Origin of the sequence: Amycolatopsis sp. NPDC088138 (genome assembly GCF_044741685.1) — a bacterium.
GTDB lineage: Bacteria > Actinomycetota > Actinomycetes > Mycobacteriales > Pseudonocardiaceae > Amycolatopsis.
Map to the genome: position 1 here is coordinate 1,002,480 of NZ_JBIUTB010000004.1, position 24,071 is coordinate 1,026,550.

The 24,071-nt window shown below is 71.3% G+C and carries 26 protein-coding genes; 24 read left to right on the plus strand and 2 right to left on the minus strand.

Annotated elements, in window-relative coordinates; translation table 11 throughout:
- Positions 1–153: 153 nt before the first annotated feature.
- The 18 genes from ffh to ACIOD2_RS25480 all read left to right on the plus strand — a co-directional run bounded on the left by ffh (position 154) and on the right by ACIOD2_RS25480 (position 15,857).
- The gene (ffh, locus tag ACIOD2_RS25395; protein WP_400542617.1) at positions 154–1,692 is read left to right on the plus strand and encodes a signal recognition particle protein; all 1,539 of its coding nucleotides are present in this window, start codon (positions 154–156) and stop codon (positions 1,690–1,692) included.
- Complete coding sequence (locus ACIOD2_RS25400) at positions 1,689–2,765, plus strand: amidohydrolase family protein (protein ID WP_400542620.1); 1,077 nt, start codon at positions 1,689–1,691, stop codon at positions 2,763–2,765. Before ffh ends, ACIOD2_RS25400 begins: the two co-directional genes overlap by 4 nt.
- Positions 2,766–2,810: 45 nt before the next feature.
- Positions 2,811–3,536 carry a lysostaphin resistance A-like protein gene (locus ACIOD2_RS25405; RefSeq protein WP_400542623.1) on the plus strand — a complete coding sequence of 242 codons (726 nt, stop codon included), beginning with the start codon at positions 2,811–2,813 and terminating at the stop codon, positions 3,534–3,536.
- A gap of 115 nt (positions 3,537–3,651) precedes the next feature.
- Complete coding sequence (locus ACIOD2_RS25410; RefSeq protein ID WP_400542626.1) at positions 3,652–4,452, plus strand: lysostaphin resistance A-like protein; 801 nt, start codon at positions 3,652–3,654, stop codon at positions 4,450–4,452.
- Between the two features lie 171 nt (positions 4,453–4,623).
- The gene (gene rpsP / locus ACIOD2_RS25415) at positions 4,624–5,067 is read left to right on the plus strand and encodes a 30S ribosomal protein S16 (RefSeq protein WP_400542629.1); all 444 of its coding nucleotides are present in this window, start codon (positions 4,624–4,626) and stop codon (positions 5,065–5,067) included.
- On the plus strand, positions 5,064–5,303 hold the full coding sequence (locus ACIOD2_RS25420; protein ID WP_003103110.1) for an RNA-binding protein: 240 nt from the start codon (positions 5,064–5,066) through the stop codon (positions 5,301–5,303). Before rpsP ends, ACIOD2_RS25420 begins: the two co-directional genes overlap by 4 nt.
- Positions 5,304–5,328: 25 nt before the next feature.
- Positions 5,329–5,844 carry a ribosome maturation factor RimM gene (gene rimM / locus ACIOD2_RS25425; protein ID WP_400542636.1) on the plus strand — a complete coding sequence of 172 codons (516 nt, stop codon included), beginning with the start codon at positions 5,329–5,331 and terminating at the stop codon, positions 5,842–5,844.
- Between the two features lie 14 nt (positions 5,845–5,858).
- Positions 5,859–6,545: a hypothetical protein gene (locus tag ACIOD2_RS25430; protein ID WP_400542639.1), complete on the plus strand. Its 687-nt coding sequence runs from the start codon at positions 5,859–5,861 to the stop codon at positions 6,543–6,545.
- A gap of 4 nt (positions 6,546–6,549) precedes the next feature.
- On the plus strand, positions 6,550–7,329 hold the full coding sequence (gene trmD / locus ACIOD2_RS25435) for a tRNA (guanosine(37)-N1)-methyltransferase TrmD (RefSeq protein ID WP_400542642.1): 780 nt from the start codon (positions 6,550–6,552) through the stop codon (positions 7,327–7,329).
- Between the two features lie 135 nt (positions 7,330–7,464).
- Complete coding sequence (rplS, locus tag ACIOD2_RS25440) at positions 7,465–7,833, plus strand: 50S ribosomal protein L19 (protein ID WP_155545319.1); 369 nt, start codon at positions 7,465–7,467, stop codon at positions 7,831–7,833.
- A 30-nt stretch (positions 7,834–7,863) separates the two neighbouring features.
- Positions 7,864–8,802, plus strand: a complete 939-nt coding sequence (gene lepB, locus ACIOD2_RS25445; RefSeq protein ID WP_400542645.1) for a signal peptidase I — start codon at positions 7,864–7,866, stop codon at positions 8,800–8,802.
- Positions 8,803–8,891: 89 nt separating this feature from the next.
- Complete coding sequence (locus tag ACIOD2_RS25450; RefSeq protein ID WP_400543257.1) at positions 8,892–9,734, plus strand: ribonuclease HII; 843 nt, start codon at positions 8,892–8,894, stop codon at positions 9,732–9,734.
- The gene (locus ACIOD2_RS25455) at positions 9,731–10,054 is read left to right on the plus strand and encodes a DUF2469 domain-containing protein (protein ID WP_003096226.1); all 324 of its coding nucleotides are present in this window, start codon (positions 9,731–9,733) and stop codon (positions 10,052–10,054) included. Before ACIOD2_RS25450 ends, ACIOD2_RS25455 begins: the two co-directional genes overlap by 4 nt.
- A gap of 406 nt (positions 10,055–10,460) precedes the next feature.
- On the plus strand, positions 10,461–10,838 hold the full coding sequence (locus tag ACIOD2_RS25460; RefSeq protein WP_400542650.1) for a YraN family protein: 378 nt from the start codon (positions 10,461–10,463) through the stop codon (positions 10,836–10,838).
- A complete protein-coding gene (locus ACIOD2_RS25465; RefSeq protein ID WP_400542653.1) occupies positions 10,838–12,349 on the plus strand; it encodes a YifB family Mg chelatase-like AAA ATPase in 1,512 nt (503 codons plus the stop codon). Before ACIOD2_RS25460 ends, ACIOD2_RS25465 begins: the two co-directional genes overlap by 1 nt.
- A gap of 329 nt (positions 12,350–12,678) precedes the next feature.
- Positions 12,679–13,821 (plus strand): DNA-processing protein DprA, encoded by a 1,143-nt coding sequence (gene dprA, locus ACIOD2_RS25470; protein WP_400542657.1) that lies wholly within the window; start codon positions 12,679–12,681, stop codon positions 13,819–13,821.
- 103 nt (positions 13,822–13,924) lie between these two features.
- Positions 13,925–14,899, plus strand: a complete 975-nt coding sequence (locus ACIOD2_RS25475) for a tyrosine recombinase XerC (protein ID WP_400542660.1) — start codon at positions 13,925–13,927, stop codon at positions 14,897–14,899.
- 109 nt (positions 14,900–15,008) lie between these two features.
- On the plus strand, positions 15,009–15,857 hold the full coding sequence (locus ACIOD2_RS25480) for a FliA/WhiG family RNA polymerase sigma factor (protein WP_400542663.1): 849 nt from the start codon (positions 15,009–15,011) through the stop codon (positions 15,855–15,857).
- Here the strand turns inward: ACIOD2_RS25480 and ACIOD2_RS25485 are convergent, their stop codons facing one another.
- Complete coding sequence (locus ACIOD2_RS25485; protein ID WP_400543260.1) at positions 15,858–16,352, minus strand: M23 family metallopeptidase; 495 nt, start codon at positions 16,350–16,352, stop codon at positions 15,858–15,860. It abuts the gene before it with no gap.
- Positions 16,353–17,346: 994 nt separating this feature from the next.
- Between ACIOD2_RS25485 and rpsB the strand changes: the two genes are divergently transcribed.
- The 6 genes from rpsB (at position 17,347) to ACIOD2_RS25515 (ending at position 23,173) form a co-directional block, all read left to right on the plus strand.
- Positions 17,347–18,237, plus strand: coding sequence for a 30S ribosomal protein S2 (gene rpsB / locus ACIOD2_RS25490; RefSeq protein ID WP_400542666.1), 891 nt, complete (start codon positions 17,347–17,349; stop codon positions 18,235–18,237).
- 100 nt (positions 18,238–18,337) lie between these two features.
- A complete protein-coding gene (gene tsf / locus ACIOD2_RS25495; protein ID WP_400542669.1) occupies positions 18,338–19,153 on the plus strand; it encodes a translation elongation factor Ts in 816 nt (271 codons plus the stop codon).
- A gap of 118 nt (positions 19,154–19,271) precedes the next feature.
- Positions 19,272–20,015 (plus strand): UMP kinase, encoded by a 744-nt coding sequence (gene pyrH / locus ACIOD2_RS25500; protein WP_003065595.1) that lies wholly within the window; start codon positions 19,272–19,274, stop codon positions 20,013–20,015.
- A gap of 49 nt (positions 20,016–20,064) precedes the next feature.
- Positions 20,065–20,622: a ribosome recycling factor gene (gene frr / locus ACIOD2_RS25505; protein ID WP_247062391.1), complete on the plus strand. Its 558-nt coding sequence runs from the start codon at positions 20,065–20,067 to the stop codon at positions 20,620–20,622.
- A complete protein-coding gene (locus ACIOD2_RS25510; RefSeq protein WP_400542674.1) occupies positions 20,622–21,767 on the plus strand; it encodes a phosphatidate cytidylyltransferase in 1,146 nt (381 codons plus the stop codon). The genes frr and ACIOD2_RS25510 overlap by 1 nt, the downstream gene beginning before the upstream one ends.
- An 80-nt stretch (positions 21,768–21,847) precedes the next feature.
- Complete coding sequence (locus ACIOD2_RS25515; RefSeq protein WP_400542677.1) at positions 21,848–23,173, plus strand: MFS transporter; 1,326 nt, start codon at positions 21,848–21,850, stop codon at positions 23,171–23,173.
- Here the strand turns inward: ACIOD2_RS25515 and ACIOD2_RS25520 are convergent.
- Positions 23,161–24,006, minus strand: coding sequence for a VOC family protein (locus ACIOD2_RS25520; protein ID WP_400542680.1), 846 nt, complete (start codon positions 24,004–24,006; stop codon positions 23,161–23,163). The two genes, ACIOD2_RS25515 and ACIOD2_RS25520, sit on opposite strands and share 13 nt — an antisense overlap.
- Positions 24,007–24,071 lie beyond the last annotated feature (65 nt).

Consider the following 24,071-nt stretch of genomic DNA (forward strand, 5'->3'; position numbering starts at 1 on the left):
GGAGTGCTCGCGCGCGAGGTAGTACACCTATGTGTACTAATCGCGTGCGCGACTTTCGCGTACCCGCGAGGTGGGAGACCCGTAGCGACTACTCTGGGAGGGGCCGGCTTGGTCCGGCGCGCCACTCTCGACCCAGCTGGAGCGTGCACACCCGTGTTCGACACCCTGTCCGATCGGCTCACCGCCGCCCTTCAGACGCTCACGCGCAAGGGCAGGCTGTCCGACGCCGACATCGACGCCACCGCGCGCGAGATCCGCATCGCGCTGCTGGAGGCCGACGTCGCCCTCGGCGTGGTCAAGACCTTCATCGCGAGGATCAAGGAACGGGCGAAGGGCGCCGAGGTCTCCCAGGCGCTCAACCCCGCGCAGCAGGTCGTCAAGATCGTCAACGAGGAGCTCGTCGGGATCCTCGGCGGCGAGACCCGGCGGCTCAACCTGGCGAAGACCCCGCCGACCGTGATCATGCTCGCCGGCCTCCAGGGCGCCGGTAAGACGACGCTGGCCGGCAAGCTCGCGCTGTGGCTGAAGAAGCAGGGCCACGCGCCGCTGCTGGTCGCCTGCGACCTCCAGCGCCCGAACGCCGTCACGCAGCTGCAGGTGGTCGGCGAGCGCGCCGGCGTCACGACCTTCGCCCCGGAGCCCGGCAACGGCGTCGGCGACCCGGTCGACGTCGCCCGCCGCGCCATCGCCGAGGCGAAGCACGCGCAGTACGACGTGGTCGTCGTCGACACCGCGGGCCGCCTGGGCGTCGACGAAGAGCTGATGAAGCAGGCCGCGGACATCCGCGACGCCGTGCAGCCGGACGAGACGCTGTTCGTCGTCGACGCGATGATCGGCCAGGACGCCGTGACCACGGCCGAGGCGTTCCGCGACGGTGTCGGCTTCACCGGTGTCGTGCTCACCAAGCTCGACGGCGACGCCCGCGGTGGTGCCGCGCTGTCGGTCCGCGAGGTCACCGGCCAGCCGATCCTCTTCGCCTCCAACGGCGAGAAGCTCGAGGACTTCGACACCTTCCACCCGGACCGGATGGCGTCGCGGATCCTCGGCATGGGCGACATGCTGACCCTGATCGAGCACGCCGAGCAGGCCTTCGACCAGGACCAGGCCGAGAAGGCCGCTGCGAAGCTCTCCAGCGGCCAGCTCACCCTGGAGGACTTCCTCGAGCAGATGCTCGCGGTCCGCAAGATGGGCCCGATCGGCAACCTGCTCGGCATGCTGCCCGGCGCCGGTCAGATGAAGGACCAGCTGGCCCAGGTCGACGACAAGCACCTGGACAAGCTGCAGGCGATCATCCGCGGCATGACCCCGGCCGAGCGCGACGACCCGAAGATGATCAACGGCTCGCGCCGCCTGCGCATCGCCAACGGCTCCGGCGTCTCCGTGCGCGAGGTCAACGACCTGGTCAACCGGTTCTTCGAGGCCCGCAAGATGATGGCCCAGATGGCCGGCCGGTTCGGCTTCGGCGGCGGGGGCGGCGGCTCCAAATCGCGCAAGGGCAAGAAGGGCAAGAAGGGCCGCGGCCCCACGCAGCCCAAGGTCCGCGGCGGCTTCCCCGGCGGCATGCCGATGCTGCCCCCGGGCGGTCAGATGCCGGGCGGCATGCCCGACCTGTCCAAGCTCGGCGGGATGAACGACGTCCCGGGCTTCGACCCGTCGAAGTTCAAGCTGCCGAAGAACCCCAAGGACAATTGAGCACCGCGCTCCACGCCGCCGGGGTGATCCTGCCCGGCGGCGAGTCCGGGGAACTCTGGATCACCGGCGGCCGGATCTCGTTCGAGCCGGTGCCCGGCGCCGAGACGCTCGCCCGTGACGTCTTCCTGGTGCCCGGGCTGGTCGACGCCCACTGCCACCCCGGTATCGGTGTCGCCGGGCCCGTCTCGCTCGAAGAGGCCGAGGCCCAGGCCGTCACCGACCGCGACGCGGGCACGCTGCTCATCCGCGACTGCGGCCTCCCGATCGACGTCCGGCCGCTGCAGCGGCGGGCGGACCTGCCGACGATCATCCGCGCCGGGCAGCACCTCGCGCTGACCAAGCGCTACATCCCGGGCCTGGGCATCGAGCTGGACGACCCGGCGCAGCTGCCCGCCGCCGTCGCCGAGCAAGCTCGCGATGGCGACGGCTGGGTCAAGCTGGTCGGGGACTGGATCGACCGCGGCGTGGGCGACCTCGCGCCGCTGTGGCCGGACGACGTCCTGGCCGAGGCCGTCAAGGTCGCGCACGACCACGGCGCCCGCGTCACGGCGCACGTGTTCGGCGAGGCCGCGCTGCCGGGACTGATCGCGTCCGGCATCGACTGCCTGGAACACGGCACCGGACTGAGCGCCGACCAGCTGTCCGAGCTGGCCCGCCACGACGTCGCGCTGGTGCCGACGCTGATCAACATCGAGAACTTCCCGGGCATCGCGGACAAGGCCGGCAAGTACCCGGCGTACGCGGACCACATGCGCGCGCTGCACGCCGGCGTCGGCGAGATGGTCGCCACGGCCATCGAAGCGGGCGTCCGCGTCTTCGCGGGCAGCGACGCCGGCGGCATGGTCGAGCACGGCAGGCTCGTCGACGAGATCGAGGCGCTGCACGGCGCGGGCATGACCCGGGAGCAGGCCCTCGCGAGCGCGTCCTGGGCCGCCCGCGACTGGCTCGGCCACCCCGGCATCACCGACGGCGCGCCCGCGGACCTGCTCGTCTACGCGAGCGATCCGCGCGACGACCTCGGTGTCCTCCGGCATCCGGAGCACATCGTCCTCGGCGGCGTCGTGTACGCATGACCCCCGCTGTTTTCCTTGCGGGGTCGGCACTTTAGCGTTGGGTGCGTGACGGACGACGACGGCGCACGGCGCGTACTGGGGGCGCACTGGTGTTTCGTGGCGTTCTTCGCCGGGATCGCCGGCTACTACCTGATCAACCTGATCATCGCCGCGGCGGTCAACCGGAACGTCGGTGAGTTCGACCCCCTCGAGCTGCGGGACATCGGCCCGCTCCTGCTGCTGGCCTTCGTGCCCAACCTGCTGCTGGGCCTCGGCCCGGCCGCCGGCTCCTGGCTCTGGGGCCACGGCCTGCGCGCCGACTTCGGGCTCACGCCGACCTGGCGCGACGTCCGGATCGGCCTCGCCTGCGGCGCGCTCGCGCTCGTCGTCGGCTACGGGCTCAACCTCGTGCTGATCGCGGTCTACGGCGCCGACGACGTCTCCGACAGTCCGCTCAGCGACCTCGCCGACACCTTCGACGGCGACACGGTCTGGCTCGTGCTGGCCGCGGTGATCGTCATCGCCGGTGCCCCGCTGACCGAGGAGCTGCTGGTCCGCGGCACGCTCTGGAAGGCGCTGTCGTTCCACCGGATCCCGCCGTGGGCGGTGCTCGTGCTCACCGCGCTCGTGTTCGCCCAGCTGCACGGCGAGCCGACGCGCACGATCGCGCTGTTCGGCCAGGGCATCGCGATCGGGCTGGCCCGGCACCTGTCCGGCCGGGTGAGCGCCGGGGTGATCGCGCACGCGGCCAACAACCTGCCGCCCGCGGTGCTGCTGTTCGTCGCGCATTGAGAGTCGCGCACTGAGTGCTTGCGAAGATCGTGGACAGTAGTTGGACGGATACTGTGCGATCACATTCCGGCCGCTACGCTCGGGGCAGGAGCCGAGCGACCCGCGGAGGGCAGGCGTGACCACTTCCCAGCCTCGGGAGCCCCTTCCCGACGCACTGCCGCCGCCTGAAGAGCCCGCCGACGCGACCGCGTTCCTGACGCCGGCGCCCGCGCACCGCTGGGGGTTCGGGGCGTTCCTGCTCGTCGAAGTGGTCCTGCTGGCCTCGGCCGCGTTCGTGTCCGTGCTGGTCGGCGACACCGGCCCCGGCCCGCTGCCGATCCGCGTCGTGCTGCTGGGCACGATGCTGCCGACGATGATCGCGGCCGCCGTCGCGGTGCTGGTCACCTACGTGCGCGGCAACGGGCCGATCATCGACCTGCGGATCGAGTGGCGCTGGGCCGACGTGCGCGTCGGCTTCAAGTACGGCTGCATCGGCCTCGTCTTCACGACCGTCGCCGCCTACCTCTGGACGCGGCTGGTCGGCGACGCCAACGCGACGTCCGCGATCAGCTCCCTGGTCGAGGACCGGCAGATGTCGGTGTCGGCCGCCGTGGTGATGTTCGTCTACCTCTGGCTGCTCGGCCCGATCTGCGAGGAGGTCATCTACCGCGGCCTGCTCTGGGGCGCGGCCGAACGGCTCCAGTGGCGCAGCGAGCGCTGGGGCCGCGTCGCCGCGTTCCTGCTGTCGACGGCGGTGTTCGCGGCCAGTCACCTCGAGCCGCTGCGGACCACCCTGCTGCTGGTCATCGCGGTGCCGATCGGGCTGGCGCGGCTCGTCACCGGACGGCTGCCGGCGAGCATCGTCGCGCACCAGGTGAACAACTTCCTCCCGGCGCTCACCATCCTGCTCGGCGCGCTCGGTGTGGCCTCTTTCTGAGGCCACGTTCAGGGGCACCGGACCCCGTCTGGCAGAATGGTGCACTGCCTGCTTCCGCCGGACCCTCTCACCGCGCGAAAGCTGTGACCTTCGGGTGCCCGCTTCCGTATCCCCACTCGGACCGCGTGCGCCCACCCCAGCACCAGAGAGATTTGAGGAGTACCCACACCCGTGGCCGTCAAGATCAAGCTGCAGCGCCTCGGCAAGATCCGTGCGCCGTACTACCGCATCATCGTCGCCGACGCGCGCACCCGCCGGGACGGCAAGGCCATCGAGACGATCGGCAAGTACCACCCGAAGGAGGAGCCGAGCCTCATCGAGGTCGTCTCCGAGCGTGCCCAGTACTGGCTGGGTGTCGGCGCGCAGCCGACCGAGCCGGTCCAGCGTCTCCTCGAGATCACCGGTGACTGGCAGAAGTACAAGGGCCTGCCGGGCACCGAGGGCACCCTGAAGGTCGCCGAGCCGAAGCCGTCCAAGCAGGACCTGTTCAACGCCGCACTGGCCGCGGCCGGCGAGGAGCCCTCCACCGAGGCCACCACGCCGAAGAAGAAGTCCGCCCCCAAGAAGGCCGAGGCCGAGAAGGCCGAAGCCACCGAGGGTGAGAAGGCCGAGTGAGCTTTCTGGCTGACTCCCTCGAGCACCTGGTGCGCGGGATCGTCGACAACCCGGACGAGGTCCGGGTCGAGCTGCTGACCACACGTCGTGGCCGCACGCTCGAGGTGCACGTGCACCCCGACGACCTCGGCAAGGTGATCGGCCGGGGCGGACGCACCGCGACCGCCCTGCGCACCGTCATGGGCGGCATCGGTGGCCGCGGCGTCCGTGTGGACGTCGTCGACACCGACCGCTGATCCGGGCTTTCCAGAGAACGGTCAGATGGACGTCGTAGCAGGCCGTATCGCCAAGGCACACGGAATCCGCGGAGAGCTCGCGGTGGACGTGCGCACGGACTCGCCGGAAGAGCGGTTCAAGGTCGGTGCGGTAGTCACGACGAAGCTGCGCGACGGCAGCAAAAGGGATCTCACCATCGCAGCCGCCCGCGAACACAGCGGGCGGCTGCTGGTGCGTTTCGAGGAGGTCCTGACCCGCGACGTCGCCGAGACGTTGCGCGGCGCCCTCCTGCTCGTCGACACCGACGCGCTCCCGCCGACGACCGATCCCGACGAGTTCTACGACCACGAGCTGGCCGGCCTGCGGGCCGAGCTGCTCGACGGCACCGTCGTCGGCAAGGTCGTCGAGGTCGTCCACTCGCCCGCGGGTGAGCTCCTCGAGCTCGACGTCGACGGCCGTGAGGTGCTGGTCCCGTTCGTCCGGGCGATCGTCCCCACGGTGGACGTCGCGGGCGGGCGAGTCGTGCTGGACCCGCCGGAAGGGCTCCTGGACGCCGAATGAGGAAGGCTTTCTGCGTGGCCACCGCACTGCTGGCAGCCACGTTCGCCGCACCGCCCGCGCAGGCCGCTAGCCCGGTCTACGGCGACTTCTCGATGATGTTCCAGCGCAGCGCCGGCCAGTTCGCGCCGCCGGGGGAGAAGGCGAACCAGTGGGCGTGGTCGCCGCAGTCGGCGACCGAATCACAGATCTCCTGGGGTGACCCGGCCGCCTGGCCGCCGTCGTACGCGGAGCACTTCGTCCACGACGGCAACTGGGTGCTGCTCGACGGCTGGGACGACAACGGCACGTACTACACCGAACGCGTCACCAGCGAGACGATCTGCCAGAGCGGCATCTGCCAGCCGCTGCCTTCGCATGGGGGACAGCAGCACTACGTCCGGTGGACCGTGCTGCCCGCGGACTACCAGCTGAGCGCCGAGGGCACCGTCACCGAGCGGAGCAGCGGCAAGAGCTTCCGGTTCAAGCACGTCCAGACCTGGCACGCGCCCGCGCCGTGCAGCTCGGCGAAGTTCGGCGCGCGGACGTGCATCACGCAGAGCGAGTCCTGGTCGTCCGACCAGAACCTGCCCGCAGGCTCGCCGATCCGCGAGACGCTGCGCCGGGACATCAGGATCGCGCAGGGGCTCGGCATGGCCTTCACGATCGACCAGCAGGTCGAGTCGCCCTGGCACGCCGAGGCCACCGAATACTGGAACTGGTGACCGCTTGCGGATCGACGTCGTCACGATCTTCCCCGAGTACCTCGACCCGCTGCGCGCCGCGCTGCTGGGCCGGGCGATCGACCGCGGCCTGATCGAGGTCGGTGTGCACGACCTGCGCGACTGGACCCACGACGTCCACCGCGCGGTCGACGACGCGCCGTACGGCGGCGGCCCCGGCATGGTCATGAAGCCGCAGATCTGGGGTCCGGCGCTGGACGACGTCTGCCGTCCGGAGACCCGGCTGGTCGTGCCGACGCCGGCCGGGCGGCCCTTCACCCAGGAGCTCGCGCACGCGTACGCCGAGGAGAAGCACCTGGTCTTCGCGTGCGGCCGGTACGAGGGCATCGACCAGCGCGTCGTCGACGACGCCGCCCGCCGGATGCCGGTGGACGAGGTGTCGATCGGCGACTACGTCCTGGTCGGCGGCGAAGCAGCGGTGCTCGTCATGGTCGAGGCCGTCGTCCGGCTGCTGCCCGGGGTGCTCGGCAACGTCCGCTCGGCCGCCGAGGACTCCTTCTCCGACGGCCTGCTCGAAGGACCCAGCTACACGCGTCCCGAGGTCTGGCGGGACCTGGCCGTGCCCGACGTCCTGCGGTCCGGCAACCACGCCCTGATCGACCGCTGGCGGCGCGACCAGGCCCTGGAACGCACCGCCCGCCGGCGCCCCGATCTCCTGGCGCAGCTGCCGGAAGGTAGCCTCGGCAAGCACGATCGCGGGGTCCTGGAGGGCTTGGATCCCGAGCAGCCGCAGGGGCCGGTGCTTCCGCCGGATCCCGGTCTGTAATACTTGACAGGTTGGCGTGAGTGGACTTCCTCGTTCACGAGCCCGCCATCAGCCCCCTGGGTCGCCCGCAGCGGCATCGTTGCGCGCCTTGGGGGATGTGTACGCAAGCCATACGAAGACGAGGACGGACCACCGATGAACACCCTGGACGCGCTGGACAAGCAGTCACTGCGTTCCGACATCCCGGCCTTCCGCCCGGGCGACACGCTCAAGGTGCACGTCCGCGTCATCGAGGGCAACCGCGAGCGCAACCAGGTCTTCCAGGGCGTCGTGATCCGCCGTCAGGGCGGTGGCATCCGGGAGACCTTCACCGTGCGCAAGGTCTCCTTCGGTGTCGGCGTGGAGCGCACCTTCCCGGTGCACTCGCCGAACGTGGCCGAGGTCGAGGTCCACAAGCGCGGCGACGTGCGGCGCGCGAAGCTGTACTACCTGCGCGACCTGCGCGGCAAGAAGGCCAAGATCAAGGAGCGCCGCGAGAACCGCGAGACGGCTTCGGCTAACTGAGCCATCACCCGGTACCGGTAGCCTGACGACGTGGCCGAACCCGTGTCCCAGAACGCTCCTGAGGATGACCCCGATCGCTCCGAGGAGGACCAGCCCCGCCGGTCCCGCTCCGAGGAGCGCGGGGGCTCCCGCCGCAGGCGCGCCAAGCCCGCCAAGAAACGGTCGTTCTGGAAGGAACTGCCGATCCTGCTCGTGATCGCCCTGGTGCTCACGATCTTGATCCAGACATTCCTGGCGAAGGTCTTCATGATCCCCTCGGGGTCCATGGAAGCCACGCTCCACGGGTGCCCCGGCTGCACCGGTGACCGGATCCTCGTGGACCGCGTCACCTACGACTTCACCGAGCCCGGACCGGGCGACGTCGTCGTCTTCAAGGGCCCGCCGGCGTGGGTCAACAACGAGATCCCGCCGCAGGAGTCGAGCAACATCGTGGTCCGCGGTCTCCGCGGCCTCGGTTCGCTGGTCGGGTTCGCCCCGCCGGACGAGCGTGACTTCGTCAAGCGCGTGATCGCGGTCGGCGGCCAGACCGTCCAGTGCTGCGACCCGCAGGGCCGGGTCATCGTGGACGGCAAGGCGCTCGACGAGCCGTACGTCCACTGGGAGGACCCGTCCGACCAGTCGGAGCGGCCCTTCGAGCCGGTCAAGGTCCCCGCGGGGATGGTCTGGGTCATGGGCGACAACCGCAACAACTCCGACGACTCGCGGTTCCAGGGCGGCGGCGGCGTGAACGGCGCGGTCCCGGTGGACAACATCATCGGCAAGGCGCGGATCATCGTCCTGCCGCCGGGCCGGTGGGGTGGGATCACCGACCACAACCCGCAGGAAACGGCCCAGCCGGTCGCGCTCGGCGCACCGGCGTGGCAGAGCGGTGTCCCGCTCGGTGCCGGGATCGCGGGTGCTTGGCCCGCGCTGTTCCTCGGGCGCAAGCTCAAGTCCGGACTGCGCCGGGCGGCCGGGCGGAAAAGCTAGCCACCCGGACGTGCCGGCAGACGGGTGATGCAGCCTTGACAGTTCCCGTTCCCCTCACCGCGGCCGAGCCGATCCGGCCGCCGCGGGCCGTGGTGCGCGGCGACCTCTTCTGGGGTCTGCAGGGCGCGCTCGACCGCCGTGGCCTCGGCCCGGTCGCCGGTGTGGACGAAGCCGGGGCCGGCGCCTGCGCCGGGCCGCTGGTGGTCGCCGCTTGCGTCCTCAAGCAGGGTGACGCGGCGAAGCTCACCGAGCTGACGGACTCCAAGCTGATGACGGCCAAGGCGCGGGACCGGGTCTACGACCTGGTCCTCGCCCGGGCCGTCGACTACTCGGTGATCGTCATCCCGCACGAGGAGATCGACCTCTACGGCATTCGGGTGATGAACTTCGAGGGCATGCGCCGCGCCGCGGCGGCCCTGCGCGTGTCGCCGGGCTACGTCCTCACCGACGGGTTCCGCATCCCCGGGTTGACCGCCCCGAACGCCGCGGTGATCAAGGGCGACCGGACGGTGGCGTGCATCGCGGGCGCGTCGGTGCTGGCGAAGGTGACCCGAGACCGCATCATGGCCGGTCACCACGACGAGCTGCCGCACTACGGATTCGACGTGCACAAGGGTTACAGCACGTCGGACCACCTGGCGGCGCTGCGCGAACACGGTCCCAGCGACGTCCACCGCTGGTCGTACACGAACGTCGCCACGGCGGCGATCGCGCACGGCATGCGACCCGCGCGGCCGGTTGTGCTGACCTACGCCGCACTGGAGAAAGCCATGGAGAAGGACGCCGGCGCCGGGCTGGCCGCCGTCCTCGACGAAGCTCTCGACCCGCAACTCAGCCTGCCGCTGCATGCCCCGAGCGCCGGCGTAGGTCACAATGAACGCTCCGCCGGCGGAGCAGGAGCACGATCCCGAGGAGGGGCGCGGATTTCATGAGCGCAGAGGATCTCGAGAAGTACGAGACCGAGATGGAGCTCTCGCTGTACCGCGAGTACCGCGACATCGTCGGCCAGTTCTCGTACGTGGTGGAGACCGAGCGGCGGTTCTACCTGGCCAACGCGGTGGACGTCCAGGTCCGCGACGGCGGTGGCGAGGTGTACTTCGAGGTCCGCATGTCCGACGCGTGGGTCTGGGACATGTACCGCCCCGCCCGGTTCGTCAAGCACGTGCGAGTGATCACCTTCAAGGACGTCAACGTCGAGGAGCTCGACAAGCCGGACCTCCGGCTTCCCGAGGACGGCCCGTTCTCGGGCTGAGCACGCTCGTCAAACCGGCGAAACCGCGCTGATCGGCGCGGTTTCGCCGGTTTTGTCGTCTCCGGGGTCTGGCTGTCGGTGCCGGAGCCCGAAATGACCTGGCCGTTCGCCTGCGGTCACGCCCCGCGCTTCCGCCTAGGCCAGTGCCCCTCCTCACTGCCGCTGCCCAGACCTTTCCCGCCTCGTCCTTGGTCCGGTTCCAGGCGCGCTAGCACACCGCACCGACATTTCCGGTCCCACGCCGTCTCCCGGCGGGGCAGTTGTCCACATCCCCCCGGTTGTCCACAACCCGGCGATCCGGGTCTGGTGGCCCCGCCCCGCACCCTGGCACCGTCGATCACGCACGCACCGTGATCACCGGGACCGCCTCGGTGACCGCAACGGCGCGGCGAGGGGACGAAACACGATGACGGGCACCGATCAGCTCGCGAGACACCGCCGCGACTTCGGCACCTGGGGCGAGGACCTGGCCGCCCGGCACCTGCAGGACCGCGGCCTGGTCCTGCTGGCCCGCAACTGGCGGTGCCGCGAGGGCGAGCTCGACCTCGTCCTGACCGACCGCACGCGCGTCGTCTTCTGCGAAGTGAAGACCCGCTCGGGCACGGAGTTCGGCCTGCCGTCGGAGACCGTCACCGACGAGAAGGCCGGCCGGGTCCGCTGCGCCGCACAACGCTGGCTGCGCGAGTTCCGCATCGGCTGGTGCCCGGTCCGCTACGACGTGGTCACGATCCTCGCCCAGGCCGGCACCCGCCCGCGGCTGCAGCACATCGAGGCGGCGTTCTGATGCCGATCGCCAAGTCCTGGTCGGTCGCCCTGCTGGGCATCGACGGCCGTGTCATCGAAATCGAGGCCGATCTCGGCGGCGGGCTGAGCCGCATCACCCTCGTCGGCCTGCCGGACGCCGGGCTGCGCGAGGCGAAGGACCGCGTCCGCTCGGCCGTGCGCAACTCCGGGCAGCCCTGGCCCGACGGCAAGGTGACGCTCGGCCTGTCTCCGGCGAACCTCCCGAAGGTCGGCTCGGCCTACGACCTCGGCATCGCGGCGGCCGTCCTCGCGGCCACCGGCGCTGTCCCGGCGACCCGGCTGCTCGGGACGGTCCTGCTCGGCGAGCTCGCCCTGGACGGCCGCGTCCGCGCGGTGCGCGGTGTCCTCCCCGGTCTGCTGGCGGCGCGCACGGCCGGGTACGAACGTGCCGTTGTCCCCGCGGACTCCCTCGTCGAGGCCGCGCTGGTCGACGGCATCGAGGTGGGCGGCGTGACCCACCTTCGCGACCTGGTGGGGTGGCTGAAGGGCGAGATCGGCCTGGTCTCGCCGGAACCACCCGCTCCGGCGACCCCACCGCAGGTCCCGGACCTCGCCGACGTCGTCGGCCAGCCGGAGGCGCGCTGGGCCCTGGAGGTCGCCGCGGCGGGCGGGCACCACCTGCTGCTCACCGGACCACCGGGCGTGGGCAAGACGATGCTCGCGAAGCGGCTGCCCGGCCTGCTGCCGCCGCTTTCGCCTGACGAGTCCTTGGAGGTCACGGCGGTCCATTCGGTCGACGGCTCACTGTCGAAGTCGTCGCCGCTGGTCACGGTGCCGCCGTTCGTGGCACCGCACCACTCGATCTCGGTACCGGCCCTGATCGGCGGCGGCAGCGGTCTCGCGGTCCCCGGCGCGATCAGCCGCGCCCACCGCGGGGTGCTGTTCCTGGACGAGGTGTGCGAGTTCGGCAGCCAGCGCCTGGAGTCGCTGCGGACGGTGCTGGAGGAGGGCGAGGTCCGCATCGCCAGGGTGAAGGGCGCGATCACCTACCCGGCGCGGTTCCAGCTCATCCTGGCGTCGAACCCGTGTCCGTGTGCCCCGCCGAAGGAAGCGGACTGCGTCTGCTCACCGATGGCCCGCCGCCGCTACCTAGGCCGCTTGTCCGGCCCGCTGCTGGATCGTGTGGACCTCCGAGTCCGCCTCCGCCCCCTGAGCGCGATCAGCGCCCACGACACGGGGACGGCGGAGTCCTCGGAAACGGTCCGAGCCCGGGTACTGGAAGCCCGCACCCGCGCGGCCCACCGCTGGCACGACCACGGCTGGCGCGCGAACTCCGAGGTCCCCGGCCCGGCCTTGCGGCGCGAGTTCGCCCTCCCGGCGGAGTCGACGGTCCTCCTGGACCGCGCGATGGACCGAGGAGCCCTGAGCGGCCGGGGCGCGGACCGCTGCCTGCGCATCGCCTGGACCCTCGCCGACCTGGACGGCGAGCCCCGCCCCGGAGCCGAACAGGTGGGCGCGGCCCTGGACTTCCGAGAGCGGGTAGCGGCATGAGCCCCGACGAGCAGCGGCGCGCCGCCGAGTCGCCCACCGCCGAACATGCGGGCGCGACCTACGCGTTCGACCGCCCAGTGCCACCGCCAGCCGAGAGTGGCGGCTCCCAGCTTGCCGATGAGGCGGGCTCGCCCCTGCCCGTCGGAGAGCGGGGCGGTGACGTGGGCCTCGACAAACCCCGGCGCGCCGCCGAGCCGTCGTCCGCCGCCGAACATGCGGGCGCGACCTACGCGTTCGACCGCCCAGTGCCACCGCCAGCCGAGAGTGGCGGCTCCCAGCTTGCCGATGAGGTCGGCTCGCCCCTGCCCGTCGGAGAGCGGGGCGGTGAAGTGGGCCCCGACGAACTACACCGAGCCCGCGCCTACCTGCTACGCGTCGCCGAGCCACCGGCGCCCGCGCTCGTCGCCTTCGTGGCGCAACACGGGCCGGTGGAAGCCGCCGCTCGCGTGCGGCGGGGTGACTGCCCGCCCGAGGTCGTGAAGGCCACCGAGGCCCGCCGGGCGTACGACTTCGTCGCCCAGGACTTCGCGCGGGCCGCGGCGGCCGGGGCGCGGCTGGTGGTGCCCGAGGACGACGAGTGGCCGGCTTGGCCGCTGCTCTCCCTCGATCTCGCCGCCCAGCGCGGGGTCCCGGAGGCCGTGCCGCCGCTGGCGCTGTGGGTCAGCGGCGACGTCCCGCTCGGCACCGTGGCCGACCGCGCCGTGGCGGTGGTGGGGGCCCGGGCCTCGACCGACTACGGCGGGCACTACGCCACCGAGTTCTCCCACGGGCTCGCCACCCGGGGTGTGCCGGTTTTCTCCGGGGCGGCCTACGGCATCGACGGCATCGCCCACCGCGGTGCGCTCGCCGCGTCCGGGGTCACCGTCGCGGTGCTGGGCTGCGCCCTCGACGCGGGTTATCCCGCGGGCCACGTCCAGCTGCTCGACCGGATCGCCCGCAGCGGCGGCGCGGTCGTCAGCGAATACCCGCCCGGCACCCCACCGGCGCGGCATCGGTTCCTGGTCCGCAACCGGCTCATCGCGGCCCTCACCGAAGGCACCCTGGTGGTCGAGGCCGGGCGGCGCAGCGGCGCCCGCAACACCGCGAGCACCGCCGGGGCCCTGGGCAAGGTGGTGATGGCGCTGCCGGGGCCGGCCTCCTCCGGCATGTCGGCCGGCTGCCACGCGCTGATCCGCGAGTCCCGGGCGACGCTGGTCTCGACGGTCGACGAAATCCTCGAGAGCGTGGGCCTCTTCGGCGTCGTGGAGGCGAGTGCCCAAACCCGGCCGAAACGCCCGACCGACCGGCTGGGCCCCGACGCCCTGCGCGCGTACGAGGCGCTGGCCGTGCGCAGGGACCGGTCGGACGCCGAGATCGCGGCCGAGTCCGGCGTGCCGCTGCGGAAGGTGCGGGCGCTGCTGCCGGAACTGGAGATCGACGGATTCGCCGTACGCGGCGAGGCGGGTTGGCGACGACGGAGGCAAAGCGCGTGAGCACCACGGATTCCTGGCGAAATCGTCGAATATGTTCGGCCGGTCCGGTGGGCCCGCGTGGCGATCCTTGACCGGCGGCGGATGTTCGCGCAGCGTGACGTCCATGCCGCCGCCATCCCGATCCCGCCGGCCGGACCTGCGCGGGCTCCGGGCCACGCTGCCCGAGCCGGTCCAGGCCGTCCTCGCCGGTTACGAACGGCACCTCGGGCTGGAGCGCGGCCTGTCCGCGCACACCGTTCGCGCGTACGTCGGTGACGCGGTGTCGCTGCTCGGGTTCGTCGTCGAGGCCGGGGGCGGGCTCGCGGATCTGGACCTCGCCCGGCTGCGGGCGTGGCTGGCCGCGCAGCAGACCGGTGGGGCCGGCCGCACGACGCTCGCCCGGCGGGCCGCCTCGGCCCGGACGTTCACCGCCTGGGCGCACCGCGCCGAGCACCTCGACGCCGATCCCGGCGGCCGGCTCGCCGCCCCGCGGGCGCACCGCACCCTGCCGGGGGTGCTGCGGGCCGGGCAGGCGGGCGAGGTCATGCGGGCGTCGGCGGCCGGCGCGGCGGAACGCGATCCGATCGCCCTGCGTGATCGCGCGATGGTCGAGCTGCTCTACGCCACGGGCATCCGCGTGTCCGAGTTGTGCGGGTTGGACGTCGGCGGCGCCGATTTCTCCCGTCGTGTCGTGACCGTGCTCGGCAAGGGCGGGAAGGAGCGGGTGGTCCCGTTCGGCGTCCCCGCCGCCGGGGCGCTGGGCGACTGGATCGAGGAGGGGCGCCCGAAGATCGTCGCCGAAAGCGCCGGTGGGGGCGTCGAGCCCGCGCTGTTCCTCGGCGTCCGCGGGAAACGCGTCGACCCGCGGGCGGTGCGGCGCGTGGTCCACGACGCCGTCACGGCGGTGCCCGGAACACCGGACATGGGCCCGCACGGCCTGCGTCATTCGGCGGCGACGCATCTGCTCGAAGGGGGTGCCGATCTCAGGAGCGTTCAGGAACTGCTTGGTCACGCTACGCTTGCCACGACGCAGCTCTACACTCATGTAACCGTCGACCGGTTGAAAGCGATCCATGACCGAGCGCATCCCAGGGCCTGAAGCGGCCGGGGGAGCCTCGCTGGGGTCGTCACCAGCAGGCCTGGCGGCGCACGCGCATCCGCACGAGCACGGAGACGACACTGAGCCGCATGCCGAGGACGACTGTGCAATGACCGCAGGACCGCACGTCACCGAAGCCACCGGGGTGAACACCCGCGGTGACGCTGACGCGCCCGCGGAATCCCGGGCCGCTTACGACGTCGACGCCGGGATCGCGGCGCTGTGGCAGCAGTTCGCCGACAGCCCGGACCAGGTGTCGCGCGACCGGCTCGTGCTGCACTACGCCCCGCTGGTCAAGTACGTCGCCGGCCGGGTCGGCACCGGGCTGCCCACCCACGTCGACGTCGGCGACCTCGTGCAGTCCGGCATCTTCGGGCTGGTCGACGCGATCGAGAAGTTCGACCCCGAGCGCGGCCTGCGGTTCGAGACCTACGCGATGCAGCGCATCCGCGGCGCGATCCTCGACGACCTCCGTTCGCAGGACTGGGTTCCGCGCGCGATCCGGGCGAAGGCGAAGGAAGCCGAGCGCGCGATGGAGCGCTTGGGCGCCCGCCTGCACCGCACCCCGACCGACGCGGAACTCGCCGTCGAGCTCGGCATCGGTCTCGACGACCTGCGTGACTTCTACGGCCAGATGCAGCTGACCAGCGTCGTCGCGCTGGAGGACCTGGTGGCCGCGGGCAAGGACAGCGGCTCCCTGGTCGACACGCTGCCCGACGACGACGCGGTCGACCCGGTGGCGGTGCTCGTCGACCAGGACAACCGCCGGCAGCTCGCGCAGGCGATCGGGCAGCTCAACGAGCGCGACAAGATCGTGGTCAGCCTCTACTACTTCGAGAGCCTGACCCTCGCCGAGATCGGGAAGGTCCTCGGCGTCACGGAGTCGCGGGTCAGCCAGCTCCACACCCGCGCGGTCATGCGGCTGCGCGCCAAGCTGGTCGAGCAGACCGGCAACTGATCACGCGCCGTCTGCCCACGGCTTGAGCCGGTATTCGCCGACTTCGCCGGTCAGCGACAGCGGATCGACGTACTCCTCGCCCCGGCGCACACCCCAGTGCAGGCAGGCGGCGACCGCGCAGCCGGGGTGCCCGGCGAGGACGGTACCGAGCACTTGGCCGCGAAACACCTGGTCACCTGCGGCCACCTTCGGCAAGACGGGCTCGTAGGTGGTGCGCAGACCGCCGTCGTGGTCCACGGAGATCACCGGCCGCCCGGCGACGATCCCGGCGAACACGACCACACCCGCATCGGCCGCCAGAACCTCCTGCCCGGGCACAGCGGCGAGGTCGACCCCACGGTGGCCGGCGCCGTAGGGCGTTTCCGGTGCATCGAAGTACTTGGTCACCACCGGAACGGGTGAAAGTGGCCAGGAAAGCCGCGGCTGAGGCACGGCCCGGGCCGCGGGAGACGGCGGAAAAGGTGAGTCGGGTGGTTCCGGCTCGGTTCCCCACAGCCCGGCCGAGGCCGGGCCTGTTGCCCCGGGCACGGCCGCCTCGGTTGCCGCGAAGCCGGGGTAGGTGGCGTACGTCGCGGGGAAGCCGGTGCTGGTCGCTTCGGCAGCGAGTAGCACGGGGTCGGGGAAGGCGAGGCCGGTCGTGTCCGCCCTGAGCGTTGCCGTGCTCGCGAGGTCGGGGCCAGTCGCTTCCGCCGTGAGCAGGGCAGCGCCTGCGAGGTCGGGGCTAGTCGCTTCTGCGGAGAGCAGGGCAGTACCCGCGAGGCCGGGGCCGGTCCCTTCCGCCGCGTGCGCTGCAGTGCTGGCGAAGTCGGAGGTGGTCGCTTCAGTCGCCGGTACCGCCATGCTCGCCGAGCCGGGGCTGGTCCCTTCCGCTATGAGCGCTGCCGTGCTCGTGAGATCGGGGCCAGTCGCTTCCGCCGTGAGCAGGGCAGCGCCCGCGAAGCGGGGGTCGGCCCTCGCCGCCGCCTCCGCGACGGCAGGGCCGCCAGCCGCGGCATCGGCGAAAGGCAGTCCCGCCGCAAGCAGCGAAACCCCCGCGAAAACCGCCGTGACCAGGGCGAGCAGCCCCGTGGCGCGACTCCGCGCCCGATGTCCGTACCGTCTGATCGACTCCACTCGTCCACCCTGCGGCAGCCTCGGACGCCATGGGGCCCGATGTCCGAATCTGTGGACAACTCACCCGGATGTGGACAACCCGGCCCGGCCGTGGCCGCCGGTGGGAGAGGGGCTGGTGGCAGGGGGTAGAATCTTTTCCGCGGTCCGCGTGAGCGGGCTGACTTCGCGTGCACGTGCGCGTTCCCCGGCCTTGGCACACCCAACCCGGGCGAGTCGCACGGTGTCCGGCGGTCCCTGAGGTCCTTCGCTTCAGGGTCCGGACACCGGCACGAGCACCAGGGCGAGCGGCCTCCCGGCCGTGAGCGACAAAACCGAGTAGCGCGGCAGGGTCCTCAGGGCTCCGGCGCGCACGACACAGAAGAGGTTGATTCCGGCAATGGCCGTCGTCACCATGAAGCAGCTGCTCGACAGCGGCGTCCACTTCGGGCACCAGACCCGTCGGTGGAACCCGAAGATGAAGCGCTACATCTTCACCGAGCGCAACGGCATCTACATCATCGACCTGCAGCAGACGCTGACGTACATCGACCGTGCGTACGAGTTCATCAAGGAAACCGTCGCGCACGGCGGCACGATCATGTTCGTCGGCACCAAGAAGCAGGCTCAGGAAGCCATCGCGGCCGAAGCCTCGCGCGTGGGCATGCCCTACGTGAACCAGCGCTGGCTCGGCGGCATGCTGACCAACTTCCAGACCGTGCACAAGCGTCTTCTCCGTCTGAAGGAGCTCGAGTCGCGGGAGCAGACCGGCGGCTTCGACGGTCTCACCAAGCGCGAGATCCTGACGCTGACCCGCGAGAAGGACAAGCTCGAGAAGACCCTCGGCGGTATCCGCGACATGGCCAAGGTGCCGAGCATCGTGTGGATCGTCGACACGAAGAAGGAGCACATCGCCGTCGGCGAGGCTCGCAAGCTGAACATCCCGGTCGTCGCGATCCTGGACACCAACTGCGACCCGGACGAGGTCGACTACCCGATCCCGGGCAACGACGACGCCATCCGGTCGGCCGCGCTGCTGACCAAGGTCGTCGCCGAGGCCGCGGCCGCCGGTCTCATGCAGCGTTCCAGCCGCAACGGTGCCTCCGCCGACTCCAAGCCGGAGCCGGGTGTCGCCACCGACGAGCCGCTGGCCGAGTGGGAGAAGGAGCTGCTCGCCGGCTCCGAGACCGCCGCCGCCGACGCGACCGAGGCCGCCGCGGCCGTGGACGCTCCGGTCGAGACGCCGGCCGAGGCCCCCGCCGAGGCCGAGCAGGCGACCGCCTCCTCCTGATGCACCGCCGTCCGTGCGGCCGGGCCGGCTCCCGGCCCGGCCGCACGGACGTAGCTCCCCCCAAGGATTTCACGTACCTGAAAAGGACGGATTTAGCAGAATGGCGAACTACACCGCCGCTGACGTGAAGCGCCTGCGCGAGATGACCGGCGCCGGCTTCATGGACTGCAAGAAGGCGATGGAGGAGAACGACGGCGACTTCGACAAGGCCGTCGAGTTCCTCCGGATCAAGGGCGCCAAGGACGTCGGCAAGCGCGCCGAGCGCGCCACCGCCGAGGGCCTCGTCGCCGGCGAAGGCGGCGTCCTGATCGAGCTCGACTCCGAGACCGACTTCGTCGCGAAGAACGCCGAGTTCCAGGCGCTCGCCGCGAAGATCGTCGAGGTCGCGAAGACCCTCAAGTCCAGCGACGTGGACGCCCTCAAGGGCGCCGAGCTGGACGGCAAGACGGTCAACGAGGTCGTGCAGGAGCTGTCCGCCCGCATCGGCGAGAAGCTCGAGCTGCGCCGCGTCGTGTCCTTCGAGGGCCAGACCACGAACTACCTGCACCGCCGCGGCTCGGACCTGCCGCCGGCCGTCGGTGTGCTCATCGAGTTCACCGGTGACGACACCGAGGCCGCCCGCGGCGCCGCCATGCAGGTCGCCGCGCTGCGCGCGAAGTACCTGACCCGCGACGAGGTGCCCGCCGAGATCGTCGAGAACGAGCGCTCCATCGCGGAGAAGACCGCCCGTGAAGAGGGCAAGCCGGAGCAGGCGATGGCGAAGATCGTCGAGGGCAAGGTCAACGCGTACTACAAGGACAACGTCCTGCTCGAGCAGCCGTCGGTCAAGGACAACAAGAAGACCGTCAAGGCCCTGCTCGACGCGGCCGGCGTGACGATCACGAAGTTCGCCCGCTTCGAGGTCGGCCAGGCCTGAGGCCAGGTCCGGGTATAGGTTTCACCCCCAGTGCCCCGTCTCCGTCCATCGGGGACGGGGCACTGCCGGGTCCAGAAGAAGAATTTTCGAACGTCGAAGGGCCTAGGAGGCGACATAGATGGGTGACCGGGTCGAAGGTGGCTACCGGCGGGTGCTGCTGAAACTGGGCGGCGAGATGTTCGGCGGTGGTTCGATCGGCGTCGATCCGGATGTCGTCCACTCGGTCGCGCAGCAGATCGCCGACGTCGCCCGCACCGGTGTCCAGGTCGCCGTCGTGATCGGCGGCGGCAACTACTTCCGCGGCGCCGAGCTGTCGCAGCGGGGCATGGACCGGGACCGCGCCGACTACATGGCGATGCTGGGCACCGTGATGAACTGCCTGGCGCTGCAGGACTTCCTGGAGAAGGAGGGCCTGCCCACCCGGGTGCAGACCGCGATCACGATGGGCCAGGTCGCCGAGCCGTACATCCCGCGCCGGGCCGAGCGGCACCTGGAGAAGGGCCGCGTCGTGATCTTCGGCGCCGGCGTCGGCATGCCGTACTTCTCCACCGACACCGCGGCCGCGCAGCGGGCCCTCGAGCTGGGCTGCGAGGCCGTGCTGATGGCGAAGGCCGTCGACGGCGTCTACACCGCGGACCCGAAGGCCGACCCGACCGCCGAGATGTTCCGCGAGATCACCCACCGCGAGGTCCTCGAGCGGGACCTCAAGGTCGCCGACGCGACGGCGTTCAGCCTCTGCATGGACAACAACATGCCGATCATCGTGTTCAACCTGCTCACCGAGGGGAACATCGCCCGCGCGGTGAGTGGTGAAAGAATCGGCACGTTGGTCAGCACCCCCGCCGACGGGGTGCCGGCCTAGACCTGCTGGGATCAGCAAGCGCCACACCATCACAACACCGGGAGTAGCCGTGATCGACGAGACCCTCCTCGACGCCGAGGAGAAGATGGAAAAAGCGGTGTCCGTCGCCAAGGACGACCTGACCTCGGTGCGCACTGGCCGGGCCACTTCGTCGATGTTCTCGCGCATCGTGGTCGAGTACTACGGCGCGCCGACCCCGCTGAACCAGCTGGCCAGCGTGAACGTGCCGGAAGCCCGGATGGCGCTGATCAAGCCCTACGACCAGACCCAGCTCAACGCCATCGAGAAGGCCATCCGCGAGTCGGACCTCGGCGTCAACCCGAGCAACGACGGCCAGGTCATCCGGATCGTCATCCCGCAGCTCACCGAGGAGCGGCGCAAGGAGATGGTGAAGGTCGCCAAGGGCAAGGGTGAGGACGCGCGGGTCACCATCCGCAGCATCCGCCGCAAGGCCAAGGAAGAGCTCGACCGCATCGGCAAGGACGGCGAAGCGGGCGAAGACGAGGTCGTGCGCGCGGAGAAGGAACTGCAGAACCTCACCGACACGTACTCGCACAAGGTCGACGAGCTGGTCAAGCACAAGGAAGCCGAGCTGCTCGAGGTCTGATGGCACAGGTGAGCGAGGAACGCGAAGACCGGGTGGACGGCACCGGCGAAGAACCGGTGGCCGGTCCCGGGACGCCGGAACCGGCCACGCCCGGCGAGCCGGGATCGGCTCAGCCGAACGGGACGGCGCCGGGTTCGGCGCAGTCGAACGGGACCGGTGTGCCGACAGCGGCCACCTCGCCGGAATCCGCGCAGCCGACCGCGGCTGCCGGGTTCGGCTCGGCCGCGGCCGGTTCGGTCGAGGCTGCCGCCTCGCCTTCGGCGGTGCCGGACGGGGCTGCTCCGGCGGCTGAGGCGAAGGCGTCGGCTGCCACGCCTCAAGGCGAGAAGGCCTCCAAGGCGGGCCGGAACCTGCCCGCGGCGATCGGGGTCGGGCTGCTGCTCGGCGCCGCGATCATCGTCTCCCTGCTCACCGTGCGCTTCATCTTCATCGGGATCATCGCGGTCGCGATCGCGGTCGGCACCTTCGAGTTCGCCGGGGTGCTGCGCCGGGTCGCCGACACCCGTGTCGCGATGATCCCGGTGCTCGTCGGCGGTCAGGCGATGATCTGGCTGGCCTGGCCGTTCGGCCGGGAAGGCGCGCTGACGGCGTTCGTCCTCACCGTGCTCGCCTGCCTGCTCTGGCGGCTCCCCGGCGGTGCGAAGGGCTACCTGCGCGACATCAGCGCGTCGGTGTTCGCCGCCGCTTACCTGCCGCTGTTCGGCGCCTTCGCGGCGATGCTCGTCCCGCCGTCGGACGGCGTCGGGCGTGTCCTGACCTTCCTGATCGGCGTGGTCGCCTCGGACACCGGCGGGTACATCGCCGGCGTCCTCGGCGGGAAGCACCCGATGGCGCCCACCATCAGCCCGAAGAAGACCTGGGAAGGCTTCGGCGGTTCGCTGGTCGGCGGGGTCGTGGCCGGCGCGCTGACGCTCAGCCTGCTGCTCGACGGCCACGTCTGGCAGGGCGTGATCTTCGGTGTCGCGATCGTGCTGACCGCGACGCTGGGCGACCTCGTCGAGTCGCTGATCAAGCGCGACCTCGGCGTCAAGGACATGGGCACGCTGCTGCCCGGGCACGGCGGGATCATGGACCGCCTCGACTCGCTGCTGCCCTCGGCCGTGGTGTCCTGGCTGCTGCTTTCGGCGTTCGTACCGCTGGGCTGACCTGCGGTGGGAGGTTCCGCCTCCCAGAGGTAGGCGATGGTTCGTGGACCACCGAAGTGTCCAGGGGTTTGACTCGGGGCATGTCCACCGAAACCCGCGCCCCGGCCAGGCTCGCGCTCGCCGCCGTCTGCCTGGGCTTCCTGATGATCACCCTCGACGCGACGATCGTGAACCTCGCGCTCCCGCCGATCGGGGCCGACTTCGGCGAGCCGTCGACCGCCGCGCTGCAGTGGGTCGTCGACGCCTACACCGTGACGCTCGCAGCGTTCCTGCTCACCTGGGGCGCGGCCGGTGACCGGTGGGGGTCCCGCCGGGTCTTCGAAGTGGGCGTCGCCGTCTTCGTACTCGCCAGCATCGGCTGCGCGCTCGCGACTTCGGCCGCCTGGCTGATCACCGCGCGTGCCGTGCAGGGGGCCGGCGGCGCCGCGCTGCTGCCCTCGTCGCTGGCGCTGATCGTCCACCAGTTCCCGGACCCGAAGCAGCGGGCCCGCGCGCTCGGCGTCTGGGGCGGCATGAGCGGGGTCGGCCTCGCCGCCGGCCCGGTGCTCGGCGGGCTCGCGGTCGGCCTCGCCGACTGGCGGCTGGTGTTCGCCGTGAACGTGCCGGTCGGGATCGTCGCGATCGTCCTGACCCGCCGGGCGGTCGCCGAACCGCCGCGCCACGAGTCGACCCGGCTGGACCTGGCCGGGCAGCTGGCGGGCACGGCCGCGCTGGCCTGCCTCGTCGCGGGGTTCATCGAGTCCGGTCACGCGGGCTGGTCCGCGTGGACGACGCTCGTGCTGATCGCCGGGGGAGTGGTGGCCGGCGCGGTGTTCGTCGTGGTCGAACGGCGGGTGCCGGATCCCGTGCTGCCGCTGGGCGTGCTGAAGATCCGGAACTTCGCGGTGGCGACCGGCATCGGCGGCCTGTTCAACTTCTGCCTCTACGGCACCCTGTTCGCCTTGGCGCTGTACCTGCAACGGCAGTGGGGGCTGGGGGCGCTCGCCGCCGGTCTCGCGCTGGTGCCGGTGACGCTGGCGGTGGCGCTCAACGCGTTCTTCAGCGGACGCCTGACCGGGCGTTTCGGCGCGCGCGTCCCGATGATCGCCGGCGCGCTGGCCGGGCTGGCCGGCTCCGTGGGCTTCGCGCTGCTGCCCGGGGACCGCGCGCTGGTGCCGTTCGCCGTGGTCTCGGTGGTGTTCGGCTGCTGTTCGCTCGCGATGCCCGCGATGACGTCGCTGGCCATGAACTCCTTGCCGGACAAGGCCGGGCTGGCCGCCGGGGTGCTCAACGCGTCGCGCCAGACCGGCGGGGCGATCGGGGTCGCGCTCGTGGGCGCGCTGCTGCCCGCCACCGGGATGTGGCTGGTGGCGGGCGGGTACGCGCTGGTCGTGGTGCTGGCGTCGCTCGGGCGTCAGTCGTCGTAGGGGTCGTCGACCTCGGCGCGGCCCCAGCCTTCGGCGATGCGCGAGTGGTCGATCACGGCGAACACCGCGCCCTCCGGGTCGGCGAGGATCGACATCCGGCCGAACGGGGTGTCGTACGGCTGGATCACGACGGTGCCGCCGTTCATGAGCGCCTCGCCCGCGACGGCGTCCACGCCGCGCGCCGGGTCGATGTCGAAGTAGACGAGCCAGTGCGGCGGGGTGTCGAGGCTGTACTCCGAGCCCATCACGTAGCGGTACAGGACCGGCTCGTGCTCGATGAGCCATTCGGCGTAGTCGAGCGATTCGCCGTCGCCGATCTGGTGGCTCGAGTAGGTGAAGAGCTTGGTGTAGAAGTGATCCGCCGCGACGCCGTCGTGGGTGTTGAGGTCGGCGCCGCTGAAGGTGTTCGGGATGCCGGTGACGAACTCCCAGTCCGGCGGGACCTCCCAGAACACCACCGGCGCGCCGCACGCGTCGTAGGCGTGCAGGATCGTTCCCCGCTGCGGGATCGGCATCGGGCCGAGCGTCAGCCGGCCGCCGAGGTGTTCCACCCATTCGGCCGCGCTCGCGGTGTGCGGCACGGAGATGTGCGGCATCCAGCCCAGCGGCGCGCCCTGTGCGGCGCGGTACAGCCCGCCGACCGGGAGCTCGTTGAGCGTCGCGATCGCGTAACGCCCGTCGGACGTTGCCGGATCTCGTTGCGTGGCGTAGGTCCAGCCGAAGAGGGCGCCGTAGAATCTCTCCGCGACGGCCTGCTCGCGGCAGGCCAGCTCGATCCAGCACGGAATTCCGGCCGGGACCGGGGACGGGGTACTGGGCGGGCCGAATGCCATGAAGTGCTCCTCCCGAGACCCACCGAATTCTAGGCGTGATCCGTAAGGTTTCCGCGAAGATTTCG

Bases quoted from the DNA above. Each gene is read 5' to 3' on its own strand.
- rimM (WP_400542636.1), top strand. From the start codon at position 5,329: ATGGACGTCGTAGCAGGCCGTATCGCCAAGGCACACGGAATCCGCGGA.
- rplS (WP_155545319.1), top strand. From the start codon at position 7,465: ATGAACACCCTGGACGCGCTGGACAAGCAGTCACTGCGTTCCGACATC.
- ACIOD2_RS25455 (WP_003096226.1), top strand. From the start codon at position 9,731: ATGAGCGCAGAGGATCTCGAGAAGTACGAGACCGAGATGGAGCTCTCG.
- ACIOD2_RS25460 (WP_400542650.1), top strand. From the start codon at position 10,461: ATGACGGGCACCGATCAGCTCGCGAGACACCGCCGCGACTTCGGCACC.
- ACIOD2_RS25465 (WP_400542653.1), top strand. From the start codon at position 10,838: ATGCCGATCGCCAAGTCCTGGTCGGTCGCCCTGCTGGGCATCGACGGC.
- ACIOD2_RS25475 (WP_400542660.1), top strand. From the start codon at position 13,925: ATGCCGCCGCCATCCCGATCCCGCCGGCCGGACCTGCGCGGGCTCCGG.
- ACIOD2_RS25480 (WP_400542663.1), top strand. From the start codon at position 15,009: ATGACCGCAGGACCGCACGTCACCGAAGCCACCGGGGTGAACACCCGC.
- rpsB (WP_400542666.1), top strand. From the start codon at position 17,347: ATGGCCGTCGTCACCATGAAGCAGCTGCTCGACAGCGGCGTCCACTTC.
- tsf (WP_400542669.1), top strand. From the start codon at position 18,338: ATGGCGAACTACACCGCCGCTGACGTGAAGCGCCTGCGCGAGATGACC.
- pyrH (WP_003065595.1), top strand. From the start codon at position 19,272: ATGGGTGACCGGGTCGAAGGTGGCTACCGGCGGGTGCTGCTGAAACTG.
- ACIOD2_RS25510 (WP_400542674.1), top strand. From the start codon at position 20,622: ATGGCACAGGTGAGCGAGGAACGCGAAGACCGGGTGGACGGCACCGGC.
- ACIOD2_RS25515 (WP_400542677.1), top strand. From the start codon at position 21,848: ATGTCCACCGAAACCCGCGCCCCGGCCAGGCTCGCGCTCGCCGCCGTC.
- ACIOD2_RS25520 (WP_400542680.1), bottom strand. From the start codon at position 24,006: ATGGCATTCGGCCCGCCCAGTACCCCGTCCCCGGTCCCGGCCGGAATT.